Here is a 16459-nt window from a genome sequence, read left to right on the forward strand (position 1 = left end):
TTTCGTGGCCTGTGAATGGACTGAAGTCGATCTCCTCAGAAGGAATTTGCGATGAAGAAAATCAGGAAGGCCGTGATACCGGTGGCGGGGCTTGGAACACGGTTCCTGCCGGCGACCAAGTCGATGCCGAAGGAAATGCTTCCCGTGGTCGACAGGCCTGTCGTGCAATATGCGGTGGACGAGGCCTTCGAAGCGGGCATCGAGCACATCGTCTTCGTGACCGGTCGCAACAAGGCGGTGATCGAGGACTATTTCGACCTGCATCCGGAATTGATCGGCACCCTGGAGCAGACCGGCAAGAAGACCCAGCTGGAGGCGCTCGAAAGCATGCTGCCTGTGGCCGGTGCCACCAGCTTCATCCGCCAGCAATCGCCGCAAGGCCTCGGCCATGCCGTCTGGTGCGCGCGCGAGGTTATCGGCAACGAGCCCTTTGCCTTGCTGCTGCCGGACATGGTGTCCTTCGGCGGGCGCGGATGCCTAGCCGAAACCGTCGAGCTTTATGAGCGCACGGGCGGCAACGTGATCGCCGTCGAGCGTTGCGAACCGAGCGAGACCAACAAATACGGCATCGTTGGCCGTGGCGCCGAGATCGGTGGCGGTTTCGAGGTGACGGCCATGGTCGAGAAGCCGGCGCCGGCCAATGCGCCGTCGAACTTCTACATCAACGGCCGCTACATCCTGCAGCCCGAGATTTTCGCTCTTCTGGGCAATCAGCAGCGCGGCGCCGGCAACGAGATCCAGTTGACGGATGCCATGGTTCGTCTGTCGAAGGATCAGCCGTTCTTCGCCCAGCCTTTCCTCGGCCGCATGTTCGACTGTGGTTCCAAGGAAGGGTTCATCCAGGCCAACATCGCCTTCGCGCTGGCGCGCGATGACATGAAGGGTCCGGTTTTCGAGATGCTTCAGGAGTTCGTCCGGTCGCATGAACGCCAGGAAGAAGCCGCATAATGCCCATCTTTCGGGAGCATGGTCAGATGGCTGGCGAAGAGGGGCCGGCAGGTTCTCGCCGTCTGGCACGACGCTTGCTTCGCTTCTGGCGATGCTCCCGATCTTCGAGGCGCCTGCAAGCCAAGGCATGATCCCGGAAAGTGGGTCCCGGTTTCCGGAAAAGATCATGTTGAAACAGTGAGATAGAGCCCATTGCGACGGACCGGCTCTAGAATTGGACCGAAGATGAATTATGCCAATTTTCCTCTCGACAAGAGGATGCCATTGCCGAATTCGGACGCAGGAGACGGCGAAGACTTCATCGATATCGAGCGGCTGCTTGGCATGGCCGCACGGCAGGCCAAGGTGGTTGCCGTGTGTGCCGTCATCGGCCTCTTCCTGGGCCTGTTCTATTTGCAGACAACGCCGCCCAAATATCAGTCGGTCGCGAGCGTGCTGATCGACGAAGGCTTGAACAAGATTGTCGACGATATCTCGGCGGCGTCGACAACCATGCAGACCGATTCCGCCATCCTGAGCCAGATCGAGATCCTGACCTCGACGCGGCTTGCCGCCGTGGTCGTCGACAAGCTGAAGCTCGACCAGAACGACACGTTCATGAATCCGCCCCAGTCGGCGCTTGCCCAAGGCATAGGCCTCATCCGCAGCGTGATCCAGTATGTCCGCCCCAGCCCTTCCCTTCCGGGTGGCGCCGACTTCAGCAAGCTCGACCCCGCCGCCCGCGATGCGCTGATCGCCACGTCGCGCCGCGACTACGCTATCCTCAAGCTGCAGAACGAGATCCGGGCGGAACGCGTCGGCCGAAGCTACGTCATCGCGCTCGGCTATCAGGCGACGGATCCGGCCTTGGCAAACGCCATCACCAAGGCCTATGCCGATGCCTATCTCGCCGATCAGCTCGATGCGAGCTTCGATGCCACCGAGCGGGCTGCGGTGTGGCTGCAGGGCCGGTTGACGGAGCTGCGCCAGAGTTCGCAGGCAGCTTCGCTCGCGGTTGAGAAATTCAGGGCCGAACATGGGCTGGCCGCCAACAGCGATGGCCAGCTGATGAGCGACAAGCAGCTTTCCGACCTCAACGCCCAGCTTATCGTGGCGCAGGCCGACACCGCACGCGCCAGCGCCCGCTACCAGCAGTACAAGGCCATTGTCGACAGCGGCTCCGAAAACGCCTTCAAAGATGCCGCCATATCGAGCGACCAGCCAAGCAGTTCGGTCATATCGGCGCTCAAGACCCGCTACCTCACAGTGGCCAAGCGGCTGCAGGACGTCGAGGCGAATTTCGGCCCCGAGCACCCGCAGGCGGTGGCTCTCTCCAAGGAGAAGGCCGACATATCGACGCAGATTTTCGGCGAGCTGAAGCAGCTGACCGAAAGCTATCGCAACGAATATGAGGTGGCGCAGGCACGCGAGACCGCGCTCAGGGCCAACGTCGCGGCCGCGCAAGGCAAGAGTTCCGTCGACAACCAGACGCAAGTCAAGCTGCGTGAACTCGATCAGCAGGCGACGGCGCTCACCACGCTCTATCAAACATTCCTGGGTCGTTACGAGGAAGCCGCGCAGCAGCAATCCTTCCCGGTCGGCAAAATCCGCATCATCTCGGACGCCTCGATGCCGTTTGCCGCGTCAAGCCCGCGCACCATCGTCGTGCTCGGACTTTCGCTGGTGCTTGGCCTGCTGATGGGCGCCGGCTTTGGTGGGCTGAACGAGTTCAATGAACGCTTCTTCAGGACCGGCGAGGACGTGCGCGACCGCGTCAACCTGAAATTCCTCGGCTATCTGCCGACGATCGGCGGCAAGCTCGGCAAGGAAGAAAAGCCGGGCGATACCCAGGTGGACGCTAAGACCACTCAATCGCTGTCGGCGGCCGAAAGGCGGGCGCGCATGCGGGTCAGCATCGATTCTCCAGCCTCGATGTTCTCCGAAACGCTGCGCAGCGCCAAGATCGCCTTCGACGTCGTGATGGAAGGGCAAGGCAGCCGCGTCATCGGCATTATCTCGGTGCTTCCCGGCGAGGGCAAGTCGACGGTCGCGGCAAATCTCGCGGGCTTGCTTGCCGCCAATGGCGCCAAGACGCTGCTGATCGACGGCGACTTGCGCAATCCCGGCCTCAGCCGGGGCCTTGGCATGGAAGCCGAGCAGGGTTTGATGGAAGCGGTTGTCAGCGGCCAGACTTGGCAGTCTGTCGGCAAGATCGACAGGCAGACGAAGCTGGCGATCATCCCGGCGGTGCTGCGCGGTCACTTCTCGCATACCAGCGAACTTCTCTCCTCGGCCGGCATGCGGCGCTTCATCGAGAACGCCAAGGAGACGTTCGAATACATCGTCGTCGATCTGCCGCCGCTCGGACCGGTGGTCGACGCCAAGGCCTTCGCCCCCTTGGTCGACGGGTTTGTCCTGGTCACCGAGTGGGGGCGCACGCCTCGCGCGATGGTCAGGTCGATGCTGGAATCCGAACCCTATGTCGCCAACAAGATCGTCGGCGCGGTGCTGAACAAGGTCGATTTGAAGAAACTGGCCAAATACGGATCGTTCGGTGGCTCGGAAAAGTTCTTCGATAAATATTCGAGCTACTATCTGGAAAAGTCGGAAGTGCGCGGCAAGGCGCCGGTCTGACATCGGTCATTGCGCGCGTGGGGCCACTTTGAGGTGTATCGATCTTCAGGTCAGCACACCTGAACATCGATGCGTCAGGAGAAGATCAGCCTGCCTTGCTTGTCGGCGATCCTGACGGCGGTCAGGCGTCCGCTCTGGAAGGCGGCTGTGTCGATGCCGAGCCGGCGCCCTTCGAGCTTCGGGACATCCACCGGCGTATGCCCGTGCACCACCCAGCGGTCGAGCAGGTGTGTTGCCTCGAAGAAGTCCGAACGGATGGTAATTAGGTCGTGGTCGGTTTGCGCCGCAAGGTCGACGCCGGGCCTGATGCCGGCGTGGACAAACACGAACTTCCGCGAACGGACCATGATCGGCAGCCCGCGTAGGAAGCTGACGTGATCCTCTGGAATGATCTCCCTTATGCGCCTGTCGATCTGCGCGCTGCTCCCGTAGAGGCTGGTGAGGCGCGCCGGATCGATGCCGTAGGAAAACAGGGTTTGCAGGCCGCCCGTCGCCAGCCAGGGCTCGCGCGACAAATGTCCGTCGAGATAGTTCAGCATGGCCACTTCGTGGTTGCCCGCAAGACAAATGCGCTGAAACCCTTTCGGCGCCGGCGCCAGAAGGTGATCGAGCACCCGCGCCGACTGGAGCCCCCGGTCGATGTAGTCGCCAAGCATGACGATGATCTTGCGGCTCTGGAAGCGCAGCGAATCGAGCAGGATGTTCTGCTCCAGGGCGCGGAGTTCCTTGTAGCAGCCATGCACGTCGCCGATCGCGTAGACAACGGCATCCTGCATGTCGATATCCAGGCGCGGACGCGCCGCGATGCGGGGTTTTCGCTGGAACAGGGTCACGTGCGGCGTCTCGAGGCGAACTCTCATGCGGAAGGCATAAGCGCCTGATATCTTGCCCGAAACGGAGAATTCCGCAATCGTGGAAAATGCAACCACGCCGGGTTGGGACCGCCAATGCATGTCGCCCAAAAATGAGCTCGGTTTTGGAAGAACGGCCTGTGTGGAAACAAAGCCTGAATCCGCTCAGGCGCGACATGCTTTACGTCGGCCGTTGGGCCGGTAATGCCGGATCGTCGTCAGGCTGCCTTGAGCCGATAACGGAAAACGGTGTGGTCGAGCAGCAGCCGGATGCGTGGTTCGGCCTCGATCGCCACCAGCCAGCTTGCCGCGATCATCGTCGCGCCGACGACCGCCATCGAGAACAGATGTGGCAGACCGGCGCGGACCAGGATGCCGAGCAGGGCCGCGCCGACGACATCGTGCAGCAGGTAGAGCGGATAGGTCATCAGGCCGATCCGGCGCCAGCCGCTCCAGGAAAGGTCGAGCCGCAGCGACCATGCCATCAGCGCGATGCCGATGAGGAAGATGAGGATCGGCGGCGCGAACGGCATATCCCGCCCGACCTTCAGGATATGAACGTCGACCGAACTGGCGATCTGCAGCACACCACCGGCCAGGAACAGGGCGCAGAAGGCAAGTCGGGCGCCTGTCACCGCCTTGAAGCGCATCAGCCACAGCATGACGCCGGTGGCGAAGAAAACGCCGTGATGCACCAGAAGCAGGGCGAGCGTGCGTGTTTCGGCAAGATCGGCCCAGCCGAGCGGGTAATACAGGCACCAAAACAGCGTGCTGACCAAGCCGATGGCGACGGCCACAATCTCCATCAGATGGAAGCGGCCAAGGCTGAGTAAGATCCAGACGATAGCATAGAAGGCGATCTCGATGCCCAGCGTCCAGTAGACGCTGTCCACCCAAGGCGCGTACGGAACGAACAGGCCGGTGCGTAGGAGCCTGATAACGGCATCGGTCGGCCAACTGAGGCCGACAAGCAGCAGCACCACCGCCGTGACCGGTGCGCAGATCCAAACCGCCGGCGCCAGCCGTTTCACCCTTGCTTCGAAAAACTGTAGGGGTGTCGACCTTTCGGCGCTGAAGGCGATGACGAAACCGCTGATGACGAAGAAGATCTGGACGCCGACCCAGCCGGATTCGACCCAGGCGCCTATTGCCGGCTGCGGGGGAACGCCGCCCGTCGCGCGCGCCGAAACACCGTCCGGATACGCCCACACCCAGAAGCCATAGTGGTAAACCATGACCATGAGGGCGGCGAGAAAGCGCAGGATGTCGACGCCGCCAAATGTAATCTTCTTTTGAGCCATGCGACCTGTGTCGATGGCCCCCCGCAAGCACTGTAGGGCGCATTGCTGCGTTGCACAATAAAAGATTGCTCGTCGATCCGAAAAGCGGCCTCGACAAGCCAAAGCCTTCAGCCGCTCAAAGGCCGATCCCACGGTCCTTCAGGGCCTTGGTGATCTCCTCGAGGATGATCGGATCGTCGATCGTCGCCGGCATGGTCCATTCTTCCTTGTCGGCGATCTTCTGCATGGTGCCGCGCAGGATCTTGCCCGAACGCGTCTTGGGCAGGCGCTTGATCGTCACCACCGTCTTGAAGGCGGCTACCGGGCCGATGCGTTCGCGCACCAGGCCGACCACCTCGTTCTCGATGGAGCCGACATCGCGGGTTACACCTGCGTTCAACACCACGAAGCCCAGCGGAACCTGGCCCTTCATGGCGTCGGCAATGCCGATGACCGCGCATTCGGCGACATCGGGATGGGCCGAAAGCACCTCTTCCATGGCGCCGGTGGAGAGCCGGTGGCCGGCGACATTGATGATGTCGTCGGTGCGGGCCATGACGTAGAGATAGCCGTCGTCGTCGACCATACCGGCATCCGCCGTCTTGTAGAAGCCGGGGAACTCGTCGAGATAGGCTTGGCGGAACCGTGCGTCGGCATGCCACAGCGTCGGCAGGCAGCCGGCCGGCAGCGGCAGTTTGACCACCACATTGCCCAGTGTGCCGCGAGGCACCTGATGGCCAGCATCGTCGAGCACGCGGATGTCGTAGCCGGGCATCGGCACGCCGGGCGAGCCGTATTTCACCGGCAACAGGCCAAGGCCGGCGGGATTGATCGTCATCGGCGAGCCGGTCTCGGTTTGCCACCAATGGTCGACCACAGGCACACCTAGCTTCTGCTCCGCCCATTTGATGGTTTCCGGGTCGGCGCGCTCGCCGGCAAGAAACAGCGTGCGGAATTTCGAGAGGTCGTGTTTGGCAATGAACTCGCCCTTCGGGTCCTGCCCCTTGATGGCGCGGAATGCGGTCGGCGCGGTGAACAGCGCGACCACGCCATGCTCCGCTATCACCCGCCAGTAGGTGCCGGCATCGGGCGTGCCGACAGGCTTGCCCTCGAACAGGATGCTGGTGCAGCCATGCAGCAGCGGTCCGTAGACGATGTAGGAATGGCCGACCACCCAGCCGACATCGGACGCCGCCCAGAACACCTCGCCCGGCTTGACGCCGAACTCGTTTTCCATCGTCCATTTCAGCGCGACCATGTGGCCGCCATTGTCGCGCACGATGCCCTTGGGCTGGCCGGTCGTGCCCGATGTGTAGATGATGTAGAGCGGATCGGTGGCCAGCACCGGCACGCAATCGACATTGGCGCCCGCTGCCCGTTCGCGGGCGACCGCATCGGCATAGTCGATGTCGAAATGCTCCTTCATCTCGCAGCGCAACTGGTCGCGCTGCAGGATCAGGCAGGCGTCCGGCTTATGGCGGGAGATCTCTATCGCCTTGTCGAGCAACGGCTTGTAGGCAACGACGCGGCCCGGCTCCAGGCCGCAGGATGCCGAAATGATCAGCTTCGGCCTGGCATCGTCGATGCGGGTGGCAAGCTCATGCGAGGCAAAGCCGCCGAAGACCACCGAATGCACCGCGCCGATGCGGGCGCAGGCGAGCATGGCGATGGCCGCCTCGGCCACCATCGGCATGTAGATGATGACGCGGTCGCCCTTGCCGATGCCGCGATTCTTCAGCACAGAGGTGAGTGCAACTACCTCGCGCTTCAGCTCGGCATAGGTGAACTTCCTGACCATTCCTGTGATGGCGCTGTCATGGATCAGCGCGATCTGATCGGCGCGCCCGCCCGCGACATGGCGGTCGATGGCGTTGTAGCAGGTGTTGCAGGTGGCGCCGGTGAACCAGCGGCCATAGACGCCGGCCGCGGCGTCGAACACCTTGTCCCAGGGCGAATACCAGTCGATGCCGCTAGCCGCGTCCGCCCAGAAGCGCTCCGGGTCGCGCTTCCAGCCTTCATAGACCTCGTGATAGCGTGAAGCCATCCGTACCTCCCCGGGAAATGTTTTCTTCCTTCCAGATAGCGCGCTCTAACCTTGGCCGCAAATCCACGCCATTGTGGCGACGGCATCGACCTGGCGCTTGGGGGCAAGCAGCTATGAATTGCGAGACAGGATTGGGGTTGGTGATGTTTGCTGCTGTGCGGTTCATCGGGCGCTTTGCGCAATCATCGGTCACGGGCGCCCTACTTGCTATGTCCACCGGAACCGCTGAAGCCGGCGATGCCGCGGCACGGCACATCATCGGCTTTTCGCCGGATGGCGCTTATTTCGCCTTCGAGCAATACGGAACGCTCGACCCCGGCGCCTCGGACTCCGGCTGGTCGCAGATCGATATCATCGATACCCGTACGGATCAGGTGGTTGGCGGCAAGCCGATCCTCGTCGTCGACGAGACGGAGGAAGCGACACTGACCCTGGAGCAGGCGAGGGCGCAGGCCGCCGCTCAGGCAGCGCCCGTTCTCGCCCAATATGCGATCACATCTGTGGCCGAGCAGGCCGCTTCCGACAAGTTCACCTTCCCGGGCGAAATGGTTGCCTACAACGACATCTCCCGCCTCGAACAGGCGTCGCGGAAATGGCTGTCGCCGCTCCACGGCGAAACAGGCATTTCGACCATCCAGCTCGACGAAATTCTGGCGGCCAGCGCGACCGATTGTTCGGCGAGTTTCGATGCGAAGCAGCAAGGCGACCAGGCACTTCAAGGTGAAAAGCCACTTCAAGGTGAGAAGGCAGGCAAGGCGCTCGGCTTCCGGCTGACGCTGCAAGGCCAGGATGGCAAGCCGATCAAGATCCTGCACGAGGACAGGACCGTGCCGGGCTCAAGAAACTGCCCGACCTCCTACAGCCTGTCGGAATCCTACCAATTCACCCCGGCCGGCAAGCCGGCGGTGATCGTCGTGCTGGTCCAGCGTTTCAGCCAGGGTTTCGAGGGGCGCGATCGTCGCTTCCTCGCGGTGACCGGGCAGCCACGCTGAGAGGTTGCGCCCAGGCGCCGGCAGCCGCTGTGTCTGAAGGTTGTTTCTAGATCGGCAGGGCCACAAGCATGAAGCCAATGCCGCCAGCGATCAAAATGGCTGTAGCCAGCGCTTTTCTGTGACGTTCGAAGCTCGTCGGAGCTCGCTCCCAATTGTAACGCATACGCTATCTCCCCAATACCCGGACAGGTTTTACCTTACTTAGGGGAAGAAATGCAACGTCCGCTGCCGGCAGGCCCGCTGCTTGTCACGTTTCATCGATGACTATTTCTGGGACGAATGCGGCCGGGAAGGCGCAACCGAGCAGGTTCTAACGCGACTGGGGCGGAGAATCTGTCAGCAAAGCCGTTGGTCCCGTCCACTGGGCTCCCATGATCGGCTGATAGACAGCGCTCCACCTCCGCGCTATCTGATTTCCGGGATGAACATGGCTTGGAGGGGCGTGGTGGAAATAGTCTCTGGAACCGTTCTGCGGCTAGCCGAGGATGCCTCCGTGCAGCATGTGGGCGATGGCGCAGTCGTGCTTTTGGCGCGCAGCGGCCAGCTTTATACATGCAACGGCACGACCGAAGCCTTTCTCGACAAGGTGGACGGCGCGCGCAACCTCGACCAGATCGTCGACCTGCTTTGCGAGGAGTTCGAGGTTGACAAGGGGACGCTCGATCAGGACATGGCGGCACTTGCCACGGATCTGATCTCTGAAGGTATCCTCGCCGCGCCAGGTGCTTGATGGCTGACGGCCCGCTCCTGCGCGCTCTGTTTCGCTGCCATCTCTGGGCAAGCGCGCGGCTGATGCCGGTCCTTGTCACCAACCGGAGCTTCGAGGAGGTGCTCAAATGGGCGCCGCTCGCCTCGTCGACGCCCTATCGCGGTCTGCCGTCCGCCTACATCGTCGCGAGTGTCAACCGCGCCGTCCGCCATCCCTGGCTGATGCGTGACCGCAGGTGCCTGAGGGAGGGTCTGCTAGGTCATCGTTTCCTGCGCCTAGCCGGTTTCGATCCGGACCTGCGCTTCGGCGTCGATCCGCAGTCGATGCAAGCGCAGCGCCTGGCAGCGCATTGCTGGGTCTGCCTCGATGGCAGGCCGGTGGTCAGCGACAAGCTTCCCGGCATGGTCGAAATCTATCGTCATCATGCCGATGCCGTAAAGGCGCGCCCCGCTTGACCAGACCTTCAGCCTGCTATGGCCTCAACGGCCTGATCCTTGGCATATCGGCCGAGCGCCCCGAGCTGTGGCAGGATTTCGACCGGATGCTGGGCAGCCTGCGTATCGCGGAACCCGTCGAGCCGGACTTTCGTCTCGAGATCGCCGAGACAGTCACCTTGGACGAGGCACCCAACGGATCCCTCGTCTTCGATGGCGAGGTGCCGGAGGATGGTCACTGCCGGATGATCGAGGATGGTGGTATCATCCATCTGGTCTTTCCCGAGCGTCAGACCGTTGCCATCAATGGCGTGGCGGGCTGGGCCGAACTCCGGATCCGCCCTGGCGCGAAAGCCGCGTGGACACCGGCAATGCTGGTGCTCGACGCCGCGCTCGACGCCGGCGGCCAGCATATGCTGCACACTGCCGGCTTGACGTTGCCGGACAGCGATGCGGTGGTGCTGATCCATGCTCCGAGCGGCACCGGCAAGACCACGACGTCGCTCGCGCTGGCAACACAGGGCTTTGGCCTCTGCTCCGACGACGCCATGATCCTGAATGTCGCTTCTGGCAAGGTCGTCGCCTGGGGCTTGCCGCGCGCCGTAAAAATCCACCAGAAGACTGCCGAAATGATCCCGCAGGTGGCGCGATGCCTTGGCCAGACGTGGGATCGCAACAGCGAACAGCCCGTCCCGCTTGAAAGGCTGAGTGGGATCGTTCGGGTCGAAAACGCGACCGCCCGGCCGGTGGCGGCCCTCCTGCACCTGGCGCGTTCCGCCGACAGCCAGACCCGGCTCGTCGCTATGGCCGGGACCGACGCAATGGTGGCGCTGGCAGTGGACAATGTCCGCACGGGCATGACCGGGCTGCTGCCCATGCAGAAGCGCCGGCTGGCAACCATCGGCGGGCTGGTCAATGCGGTGCCGACCTTCCGGCTGGAGGTGGGCGCGCGCCCGGCTGACGCTGCGGCGCTGATCAGCGCTGCTCTGACGACGCGGGACTGAACAGCCGATCAAGCAGCGTGCGGTCTGGCCCTGGCCAGCCGTTGGATCCAGCGGAAGGCGTCGCGGCGTAGGCGCGAACCAAGCTTGTCCCTGGAATTGACGCCGAGCAGCGTATTCGTGGTGATCAACCGCCTGGCCAGCCGTATGGAGAGATCGGGTTTGATGCGGCCGGCGAGTTCGAGCGCGCGGCTCTCGTCGAACAACTGGCCGGTCACATCGAGCACGATTGCCAACTCGAGCTCGATGCCGGTGATACGGGCAGCGTCGAAGAGGCGTGCTTCCGCTTCGGGTGATTGCAGCGCCCGCACGCCTTGCAGCACGTCGACGCAAAGCTGCAGCCGGTGGAATTTGTGGCCGCCGGCGGCGTGAACGATGGCGATCGTCAGAAGAGCCGCCGGCGTGTCGGTCGCCTCGCCGTCGATGGCGCGCAATTCAGGCAAACCCAGCGACAGGCGCCGCCGCATGCCGGTGTCATGCACGAGGTCGCCATGCAGTTCGACCAGCAGGCTGGAATTCTCCTTTTCGAGCCATTTGAATTCCTGCAATTCGTAGGATTCGGCCTCGTTGCTGCCAAGCTCGAAGCCGCATGCCGCGATCACCCGGTTTGCCCTGGCCAGATTGGCGGGTTCGACGAGGATGTCGATATCGGTGAACGGCCTGTCGGCGACGTTGCGGTAGAGCTTTCGCGCGAAGACCGGCCCCTTGACGATCCGCGCCGGAACATTGTCCGCCGCCAGTCCCTTCATGATGCGGTCGCCATGATACTTCAACAGCATCGACTGGCCGGTGGCGATCGTCGCTTTCTGGCGCAGGTCCTCCAGTTTGTCTCCCAGCTCCTGATCCGATGGCAGTTGCGCGTCGCCGCTGAGCTTGCGCAGCATGATCGGCAGGACGCCATGGAATTCGGCGTTGTCGAGCAGCGACATCAGCGTCGTTGCCGACAAATTATCGACGTCGACAGTCGGCGCTTCCGGATCTGCGTAGCGCAGCAGCAGCTTTTCTTCGGCAGGGGTAAGCGGTGGCAGCATCAACCCGGACAATGTTGCGATTGAAGGGAAAGATGTTGCAGAAAAGCAGGGTGGAAGCCAGCTTTACATACCCCAGCGCAGCGCTGCCGTGTGTACCGGCGCATCCCAAAATCCGGTCGTTTCGTCGTCGAGCATGGTCAGCGTGATCGAGCAGCCGGCCATGTCGAGCGAAGTGACGTAGGAGCCGACCAGCGAACGGGCCACCGTCACGCCATGCGTCTCGAAGATCAGCCGTGCGCTGTTGTACATCAGATAGAGTTCCATCAGCGGCGTGCCGCCGAAGCCGTTGACGAACAGCAGCGCCGGACCCTTCGCCCTGTCCCCGAGATCGCCCAGGATCGCGGCACAGATCTCCTGCGCGATCGCATCGGCGCTTTTCAACGTGTCGCGCCGGCGGCCGGGCTCGCCATGGATGCCGACGCCGAACTCCATCTCGCCATCGCCGATATCGAAAGTCGGCTTGCCCGCCGCCGGCACGGTGCAACTTGTCAGCGCCACGCCCATCGAGCGGGTGGCCGTGTTGACGCGGTCGCCCAGCGCCTTCAACGGCGCCAGCGCCAAGCCATGTTCGGCCGCCGCGCCGACGATCTTTTCCACCACCAGCGTGCCGGCGACGCCACGCCGGCCGGTCGTATAAGAAGAATTCTCGACAGCGACATCGTCATTGGTCACGATCTGCTGGACGCCTTCCGACATCTCGGCCGCCATGTCGAAGTTCATCACGTCGCCCTCATAGTTCTTGACGATGAACAGGCAGCCGGCGCCGGTGTCGACGGCTTGCGCCGCCGCCAGCATCTGGTCCGGTGTCGGCGAGGTGAACACCTGGCCGGGGCAGGCGGCGTCCAGCATGCCGTGACCGACAAAGCCGCCATGCAGCGGCTCGTGGCCGGAGCCGCCGCCCGAGATCAGCGCCACCTTGCCCGGCCGCAAGGTCTTGCGCCGGATGAATCTGTGCGCGTCGCCAAGCACCAGGATGTCGGCATGGGCGGCCACGAATCCGTCGAGGCTCTCGGTCAGCACCGTGTCCACCGAGTTCATGAACTTCTTCACGATCGTCTCCTCCCGAAATAGGCCTTCCAAAGCAATTCCAGGAAAAGTGTGTCGCGGTTTTCCGTTCGGAATTGCGTAAAACAAAGCAATTCCAGGAAAAGTGCGTCGCGGTTTTCTGTCCGGAATTGCGTAAACAAAGAGTTCGATCAGCTACCTTTGCCGGTGATGCTGGTGATCTTCTGGATAAAATCGTTCACCGCCCTGTCGAGCGCGGCATTCTGCTTGTCGTCTCCGAAATCCGGCACGATCAGCGAAACATGCCGGGTCTTGCGCATGCCTGATGCGATCGACATCTTGCCTGGATGCGCCTGGTGATAGGCGGCGAGAAACTGGTCGCGCTCGGCCGGGCTGAAATGGCAGACGGAAAAGATAGCTGGCAAATGTTTTGACGGAATCGGGATCGAATAGGCTGGACTGGAGATCTGCGTGACGAAGCTGCGGTGCTTGCCAAGCGCATCGGCCAGGCGCTGGCGCATGCCGGATGGGCGCTGGTCGATGACGTGCGACAGGATCGTCTTGTAGGCGCGGATCGCCTCCTCGGAGCCAGGTTCGGGTTTGATGTCGACCATGCCAGCCGCGCCTAGACAGAAACGTCCGCGATGGCTGCCTTGGCCATGGCGAGTTGCGCCGGAGCGACGGAAAGATCGCGCAGGCCGGCCTCGAGCAGTGACGGTATCGAGGCGGGATCGCCGCCGGCATCGCCGCACAGGCTGACCGGTATTTTTTCTCGTTCGCCAAACGCGGTCACGGCAGCGATCAGCCGCAGCACGGCTGGATGACGGACCGAATTGAGATGCGCCACGGCAGCGTTGTCGCGGGCGGCCGCCATGACATACTGGGTGAGGTCATTGGAGCCGATCGAGAAGAAGGCGGCATCAGTAAAGGCTTCCGGCACGATCGCCACCGAAGGCACCTCGACCATGATGCCAAGCGGCGGCATCTTGTGCGCGATGCCGCGCGCGGCAAGTGCGGCCTGCTCCTCGGCGAACATCGCCGCTGCCTGTCGGTATTCCTCCAAAATGGCGACCATCGGAAACATCACTTTCAGATTGCCGTGCACCGCGGCGCGCAGCAGTGCCCGGATCTGTACACGAAATACCTCCGGCCTTGCCAGCGACAGCCTGATTCCGCGCAGGCCGAGGAACGGATTGCTCTCCTCGACGGTGAAGCCGGGCACCGGCTTGTCGCCGCCGGCATCGACGGTGCGGATCGTCACCGGTTTTTCACAGGCCCATTCCAGCACCTTGCGATAGGCGCGATACTGCGTCTCCTCATCCGGCAGCGACTTGCCGAACAGGAATTCGGTGCGCATCAGGCCGACACCGTCGCAGGTGGCGATGTCGATGCCGTCGACTTCGGACGGGTCGGCGATGTTGACCTGCACGCGTACCGGCGTGCCGGTCCTGGTCGCCGCCGGCCGCGCCAGGAAAGTCCCGGCTTGGTCGCGGCGCACCGTGAACGACGAAGACAATTGGCGGAAGGCGTCGATTTCAGCCTTGGACGGCAACAGCACGATGCCGCCATGTTCGGCATCGAGCAGTGCAATGCCGGCAAAGTGAGCCGGCAAAGCACCAAGCCCGACTATCATGGGCACGCCGCGCGAGCGCGCCAGCATGGCGACGTGGCTGGCTGTGCTGCCCGCCTTCAGCGCGATGCCGCCGCCGCTGCTCCAGTCGGATTCGAGAAAGCGCGTCGGCGCGATGTCCTCGCCGTAGAGAATGGCGCCGGCTGGAACCTGGACGTCACCAGCCTCGGTCAGTGCCCGCAGCACCTGATCCCTGATGTCGCGTATGTCGGCGGCACGTGCGCGAAAGTAATCCTGGTCGGAAGCATCGTAGCCGGCGATTTCGGCGTCGAGCGCCTGCCGCCATGCCTGATCGGCCGGCTGGCCGGCGTGGATAGCGGCAAAGGCCGGGCTGCTCAGCGCATCATCTTCCAGCATGGCGATCTGGAACTCGAGGATGTCGGCGGCGTCGCCTTCAGCCGCGTCTATCAATGCGGTGAGGCGGCCCGCCGCGATGGCGATTGCGGTTTCGAGCGCCGCCTTCTCGTCGTCGGCCGTTTCTTTGCCGACATAGGAGCCGACAGTCTGGTCGAGATCGAACAGCGGCCCTTCGGCATAGCCGGCCGAGGCCGAAATGCCTTGCAGCCTAAGCGGTTCGGACATGGTCCGTGCCTTCGTCGAAATCGCGGCGCACCAGCTCGACCAGCGCATCGACGGCATCATCGGCGCCGTCGCCGCTGGCCCTGATATGCAGCAGCGTGCCTTTCGGCGCCTTGGCCGCCATCACCTTGACGATGCTCTTGGCGTCGAACCATGGCCCGTTGGCGGCCAGCGCTATTTCCACCTCGGCGGCGAAAGTCTTGGCCAGCTTGGTGAACTTCACCGAAGGACGCGCGTGCAGGCCCACCTCGTGGGTGACGACAACGGTCGCTTCGGCGGATGCGGACATGTCTTCAAGCTTCCCGTTCACTCACGACGGCGACAATTCGTGCGCCGTCGCCACCACTTCCCTGAGCGAGGCGCCGCCTGAGGCCTCGGTCGCCGCCATCACCGCGCCTTCGACGATCGGGGCGTTGCAGACGATGATCTTGTGCGAGCGTGGCTCGCCGATCATCTCCACCGCCATTTCCGAGTTGGTCTCGGCACCGCCGAGATCGACCAGAATGGCGACACCGGCTTCCGACCAGGCCTTGTCGATGGCGCCCATGATCGCCTCGACATTGGTGCCGAGCCCGCCATGGCCGTTTCCGCCGCACCATGCAAGCGGCACTTCGTCGCCCACCATCTGGCGCACCATGTCGGCCGTGCCCTCGGCAACCAGCGGCGAATGCGAAACGATGACGATGCCGACATTGCTCATGGCTGACCTTCCAACGTTTCGACGATCGTGCGCACCAGAAGCGCGGTCGAACGTGCACCGGCATCCATGTGGCCGATCGAGCGGTCGCCAAGGAACGAGGCGCGGCCACGCAAGGCTTTCATAGGCACGGTCGCCTCGGCCGCCGCGTCGGCGATATCGGCGATTTCAAGAGCTGTCTTTCCCTGCAGCAGCGCGTCATGCACCGGCTGCAGCACGTCGAGCAGGGTTTTTTGTCCGATCTGCGATTTGCCCCGCGCGGCCACCGCTTCGATCGCCTTGCCGAACGCTGCCGTCAGATTGGCGCGATTAGGCGCCGCTGAAATCTCCTTGCCGAGCGCCAGGAACAGGGTGCCGAATAGCGGGCCGGAGGCGCCGCCGACCGTCATCACCAGCTTGGTGCCGATCGCCTTCAGGGCATCGGGCAGCGGTTTGGCCGAAAATGCTTCGGCTTCGGCGCGCACGGCCTCGAAGCCGCGCTTCATGTTCAGCCCGTGGTCGCCGTCGCCGATCGCCTGGTCGAGCGCCGTCAACTCCTCGGCGTGAGCGGCAATGGTATCCGCAGCGGCCGCGATCAGCCGGGCAAGGTTCAATGCCGCCATGTCACCCGCATTCCCGGTTTCCATGCCGCCCGCAGTATCGAAA

The 16459-nt window shown here is 63.1% G+C and carries 16 protein-coding genes; 6 read left to right on the forward strand and 10 right to left on the reverse strand.

Annotation, left to right across the window (positions count from 1 at the left end):
• Positions 1 to 51: 51 nt before the first annotated feature.
• On the forward strand, positions 52 to 948 hold the full coding sequence (locus NKI99_RS25465) for a UTP--glucose-1-phosphate uridylyltransferase (RefSeq protein ID WP_013528099.1): 897 nt from the start codon (positions 52 to 54) through the stop codon (positions 946 to 948).
• 225 nt (positions 949 to 1173) lie between these two features.
• Positions 1174 to 3561, forward strand: coding sequence for a polysaccharide biosynthesis tyrosine autokinase (locus tag NKI99_RS25470; protein ID WP_023811602.1), 2388 nt, complete (start codon positions 1174 to 1176; stop codon positions 3559 to 3561).
• 74 nt (positions 3562 to 3635) lie between these two features.
• On the opposite strand, the gene NKI99_RS25475 is transcribed toward NKI99_RS25470, so the two are convergent.
• The 3 genes from NKI99_RS25475 to NKI99_RS25485 form a co-directional block, all read right to left on the reverse strand.
• The gene (locus NKI99_RS25475) at positions 3636 to 4394 is read right to left on the reverse strand and encodes a metallophosphoesterase family protein (RefSeq protein WP_023811603.1); all 759 of its coding nucleotides are present in this window, start codon (positions 4392 to 4394) and stop codon (positions 3636 to 3638) included.
• A 236-nt stretch (positions 4395 to 4630) separates the two neighbouring features.
• Positions 4631 to 5713 carry an acyltransferase family protein gene (locus tag NKI99_RS25480; protein WP_023811604.1) on the reverse strand — a complete coding sequence of 361 codons (1083 nt, stop codon included), beginning with the start codon at positions 5711 to 5713 and terminating at the stop codon, positions 4631 to 4633.
• A 115-nt stretch (positions 5714 to 5828) separates the two neighbouring features.
• Entirely contained in the window at positions 5829 to 7736 is a 1908-nt protein-coding gene (locus NKI99_RS25485) for a propionyl-CoA synthetase (RefSeq protein ID WP_023811605.1), read from the reverse strand.
• Between the two features lie 209 nt (positions 7737 to 7945).
• Between NKI99_RS25485 and NKI99_RS25490 the strand changes: the two genes are divergently transcribed.
• From NKI99_RS25490 to NKI99_RS25505, 4 genes are all read left to right on the forward strand, one after another.
• The gene (locus tag NKI99_RS25490; RefSeq protein WP_352612497.1) at positions 7946 to 8728 is read left to right on the forward strand and encodes a DUF2259 domain-containing protein; all 783 of its coding nucleotides are present in this window, start codon (positions 7946 to 7948) and stop codon (positions 8726 to 8728) included.
• Between the two features lie 244 nt (positions 8729 to 8972).
• Positions 8973 to 9458, forward strand: a complete 486-nt coding sequence (locus NKI99_RS25495; RefSeq protein ID WP_352612498.1) for a PqqD family protein — start codon at positions 8973 to 8975, stop codon at positions 9456 to 9458.
• Positions 9458 to 9892 carry a lasso peptide biosynthesis B2 protein gene (locus NKI99_RS25500; RefSeq protein WP_023811607.1) on the forward strand — a complete coding sequence of 145 codons (435 nt, stop codon included), beginning with the start codon at positions 9458 to 9460 and terminating at the stop codon, positions 9890 to 9892. The genes NKI99_RS25495 and NKI99_RS25500 overlap by 1 nt, the downstream gene beginning before the upstream one ends.
• The gene (locus NKI99_RS25505; protein WP_352612500.1) at positions 9889 to 10875 is read left to right on the forward strand and encodes a phosphoenolpyruvate carboxykinase (ATP); all 987 of its coding nucleotides are present in this window, start codon (positions 9889 to 9891) and stop codon (positions 10873 to 10875) included. The genes NKI99_RS25500 and NKI99_RS25505 overlap by 4 nt, the downstream gene beginning before the upstream one ends.
• 8 nt (positions 10876 to 10883) lie before the next feature.
• On the opposite strand, the gene NKI99_RS25510 is transcribed toward NKI99_RS25505, so the two are convergent.
• The 7 genes from NKI99_RS25510 to dhaL all read right to left on the reverse strand — a co-directional run bounded on the left by NKI99_RS25510 (position 10884) and on the right by dhaL (position 16416).
• Entirely contained in the window at positions 10884 to 11903 is a 1020-nt protein-coding gene (locus NKI99_RS25510) for a nucleotidyltransferase family protein (protein ID WP_352612502.1), read from the reverse strand.
• A 63-nt stretch (positions 11904 to 11966) separates the two neighbouring features.
• The gene (gene dhaK, locus NKI99_RS25515; RefSeq protein WP_352612504.1) at positions 11967 to 12953 is read right to left on the reverse strand and encodes a dihydroxyacetone kinase subunit DhaK; all 987 of its coding nucleotides are present in this window, start codon (positions 12951 to 12953) and stop codon (positions 11967 to 11969) included.
• 146 nt (positions 12954 to 13099) lie between these two features.
• On the reverse strand, positions 13100 to 13522 hold the full coding sequence (locus tag NKI99_RS25520) for a hypothetical protein (RefSeq protein ID WP_352612506.1): 423 nt from the start codon (positions 13520 to 13522) through the stop codon (positions 13100 to 13102).
• A gap of 11 nt (positions 13523 to 13533) precedes the next feature.
• Positions 13534 to 15120, reverse strand: coding sequence for a phosphoenolpyruvate--protein phosphotransferase (ptsP, locus tag NKI99_RS25525; protein ID WP_352612507.1), 1587 nt, complete (start codon positions 15118 to 15120; stop codon positions 13534 to 13536).
• Complete coding sequence (locus NKI99_RS25530) at positions 15104 to 15406, reverse strand: HPr family phosphocarrier protein (protein WP_023811613.1); 303 nt, start codon at positions 15404 to 15406, stop codon at positions 15104 to 15106. The genes ptsP and NKI99_RS25530 overlap by 17 nt, the downstream gene beginning before the upstream one ends.
• A 21-nt stretch (positions 15407 to 15427) precedes the next feature.
• The gene (dhaM, locus tag NKI99_RS25535; RefSeq protein ID WP_013528085.1) at positions 15428 to 15817 is read right to left on the reverse strand and encodes a dihydroxyacetone kinase phosphoryl donor subunit DhaM; all 390 of its coding nucleotides are present in this window, start codon (positions 15815 to 15817) and stop codon (positions 15428 to 15430) included.
• Complete coding sequence (gene dhaL, locus NKI99_RS25540; protein ID WP_023811614.1) at positions 15814 to 16416, reverse strand: dihydroxyacetone kinase subunit DhaL; 603 nt, start codon at positions 16414 to 16416, stop codon at positions 15814 to 15816. The genes dhaM and dhaL overlap by 4 nt, the downstream gene beginning before the upstream one ends.
• Positions 16417 to 16459 lie beyond the last annotated feature (43 nt).

It is taken from the genome of Mesorhizobium sp. M0239, assembly GCF_040321815.1.
Classification (GTDB): domain Bacteria; phylum Pseudomonadota; class Alphaproteobacteria; order Rhizobiales; family Rhizobiaceae; genus Mesorhizobium.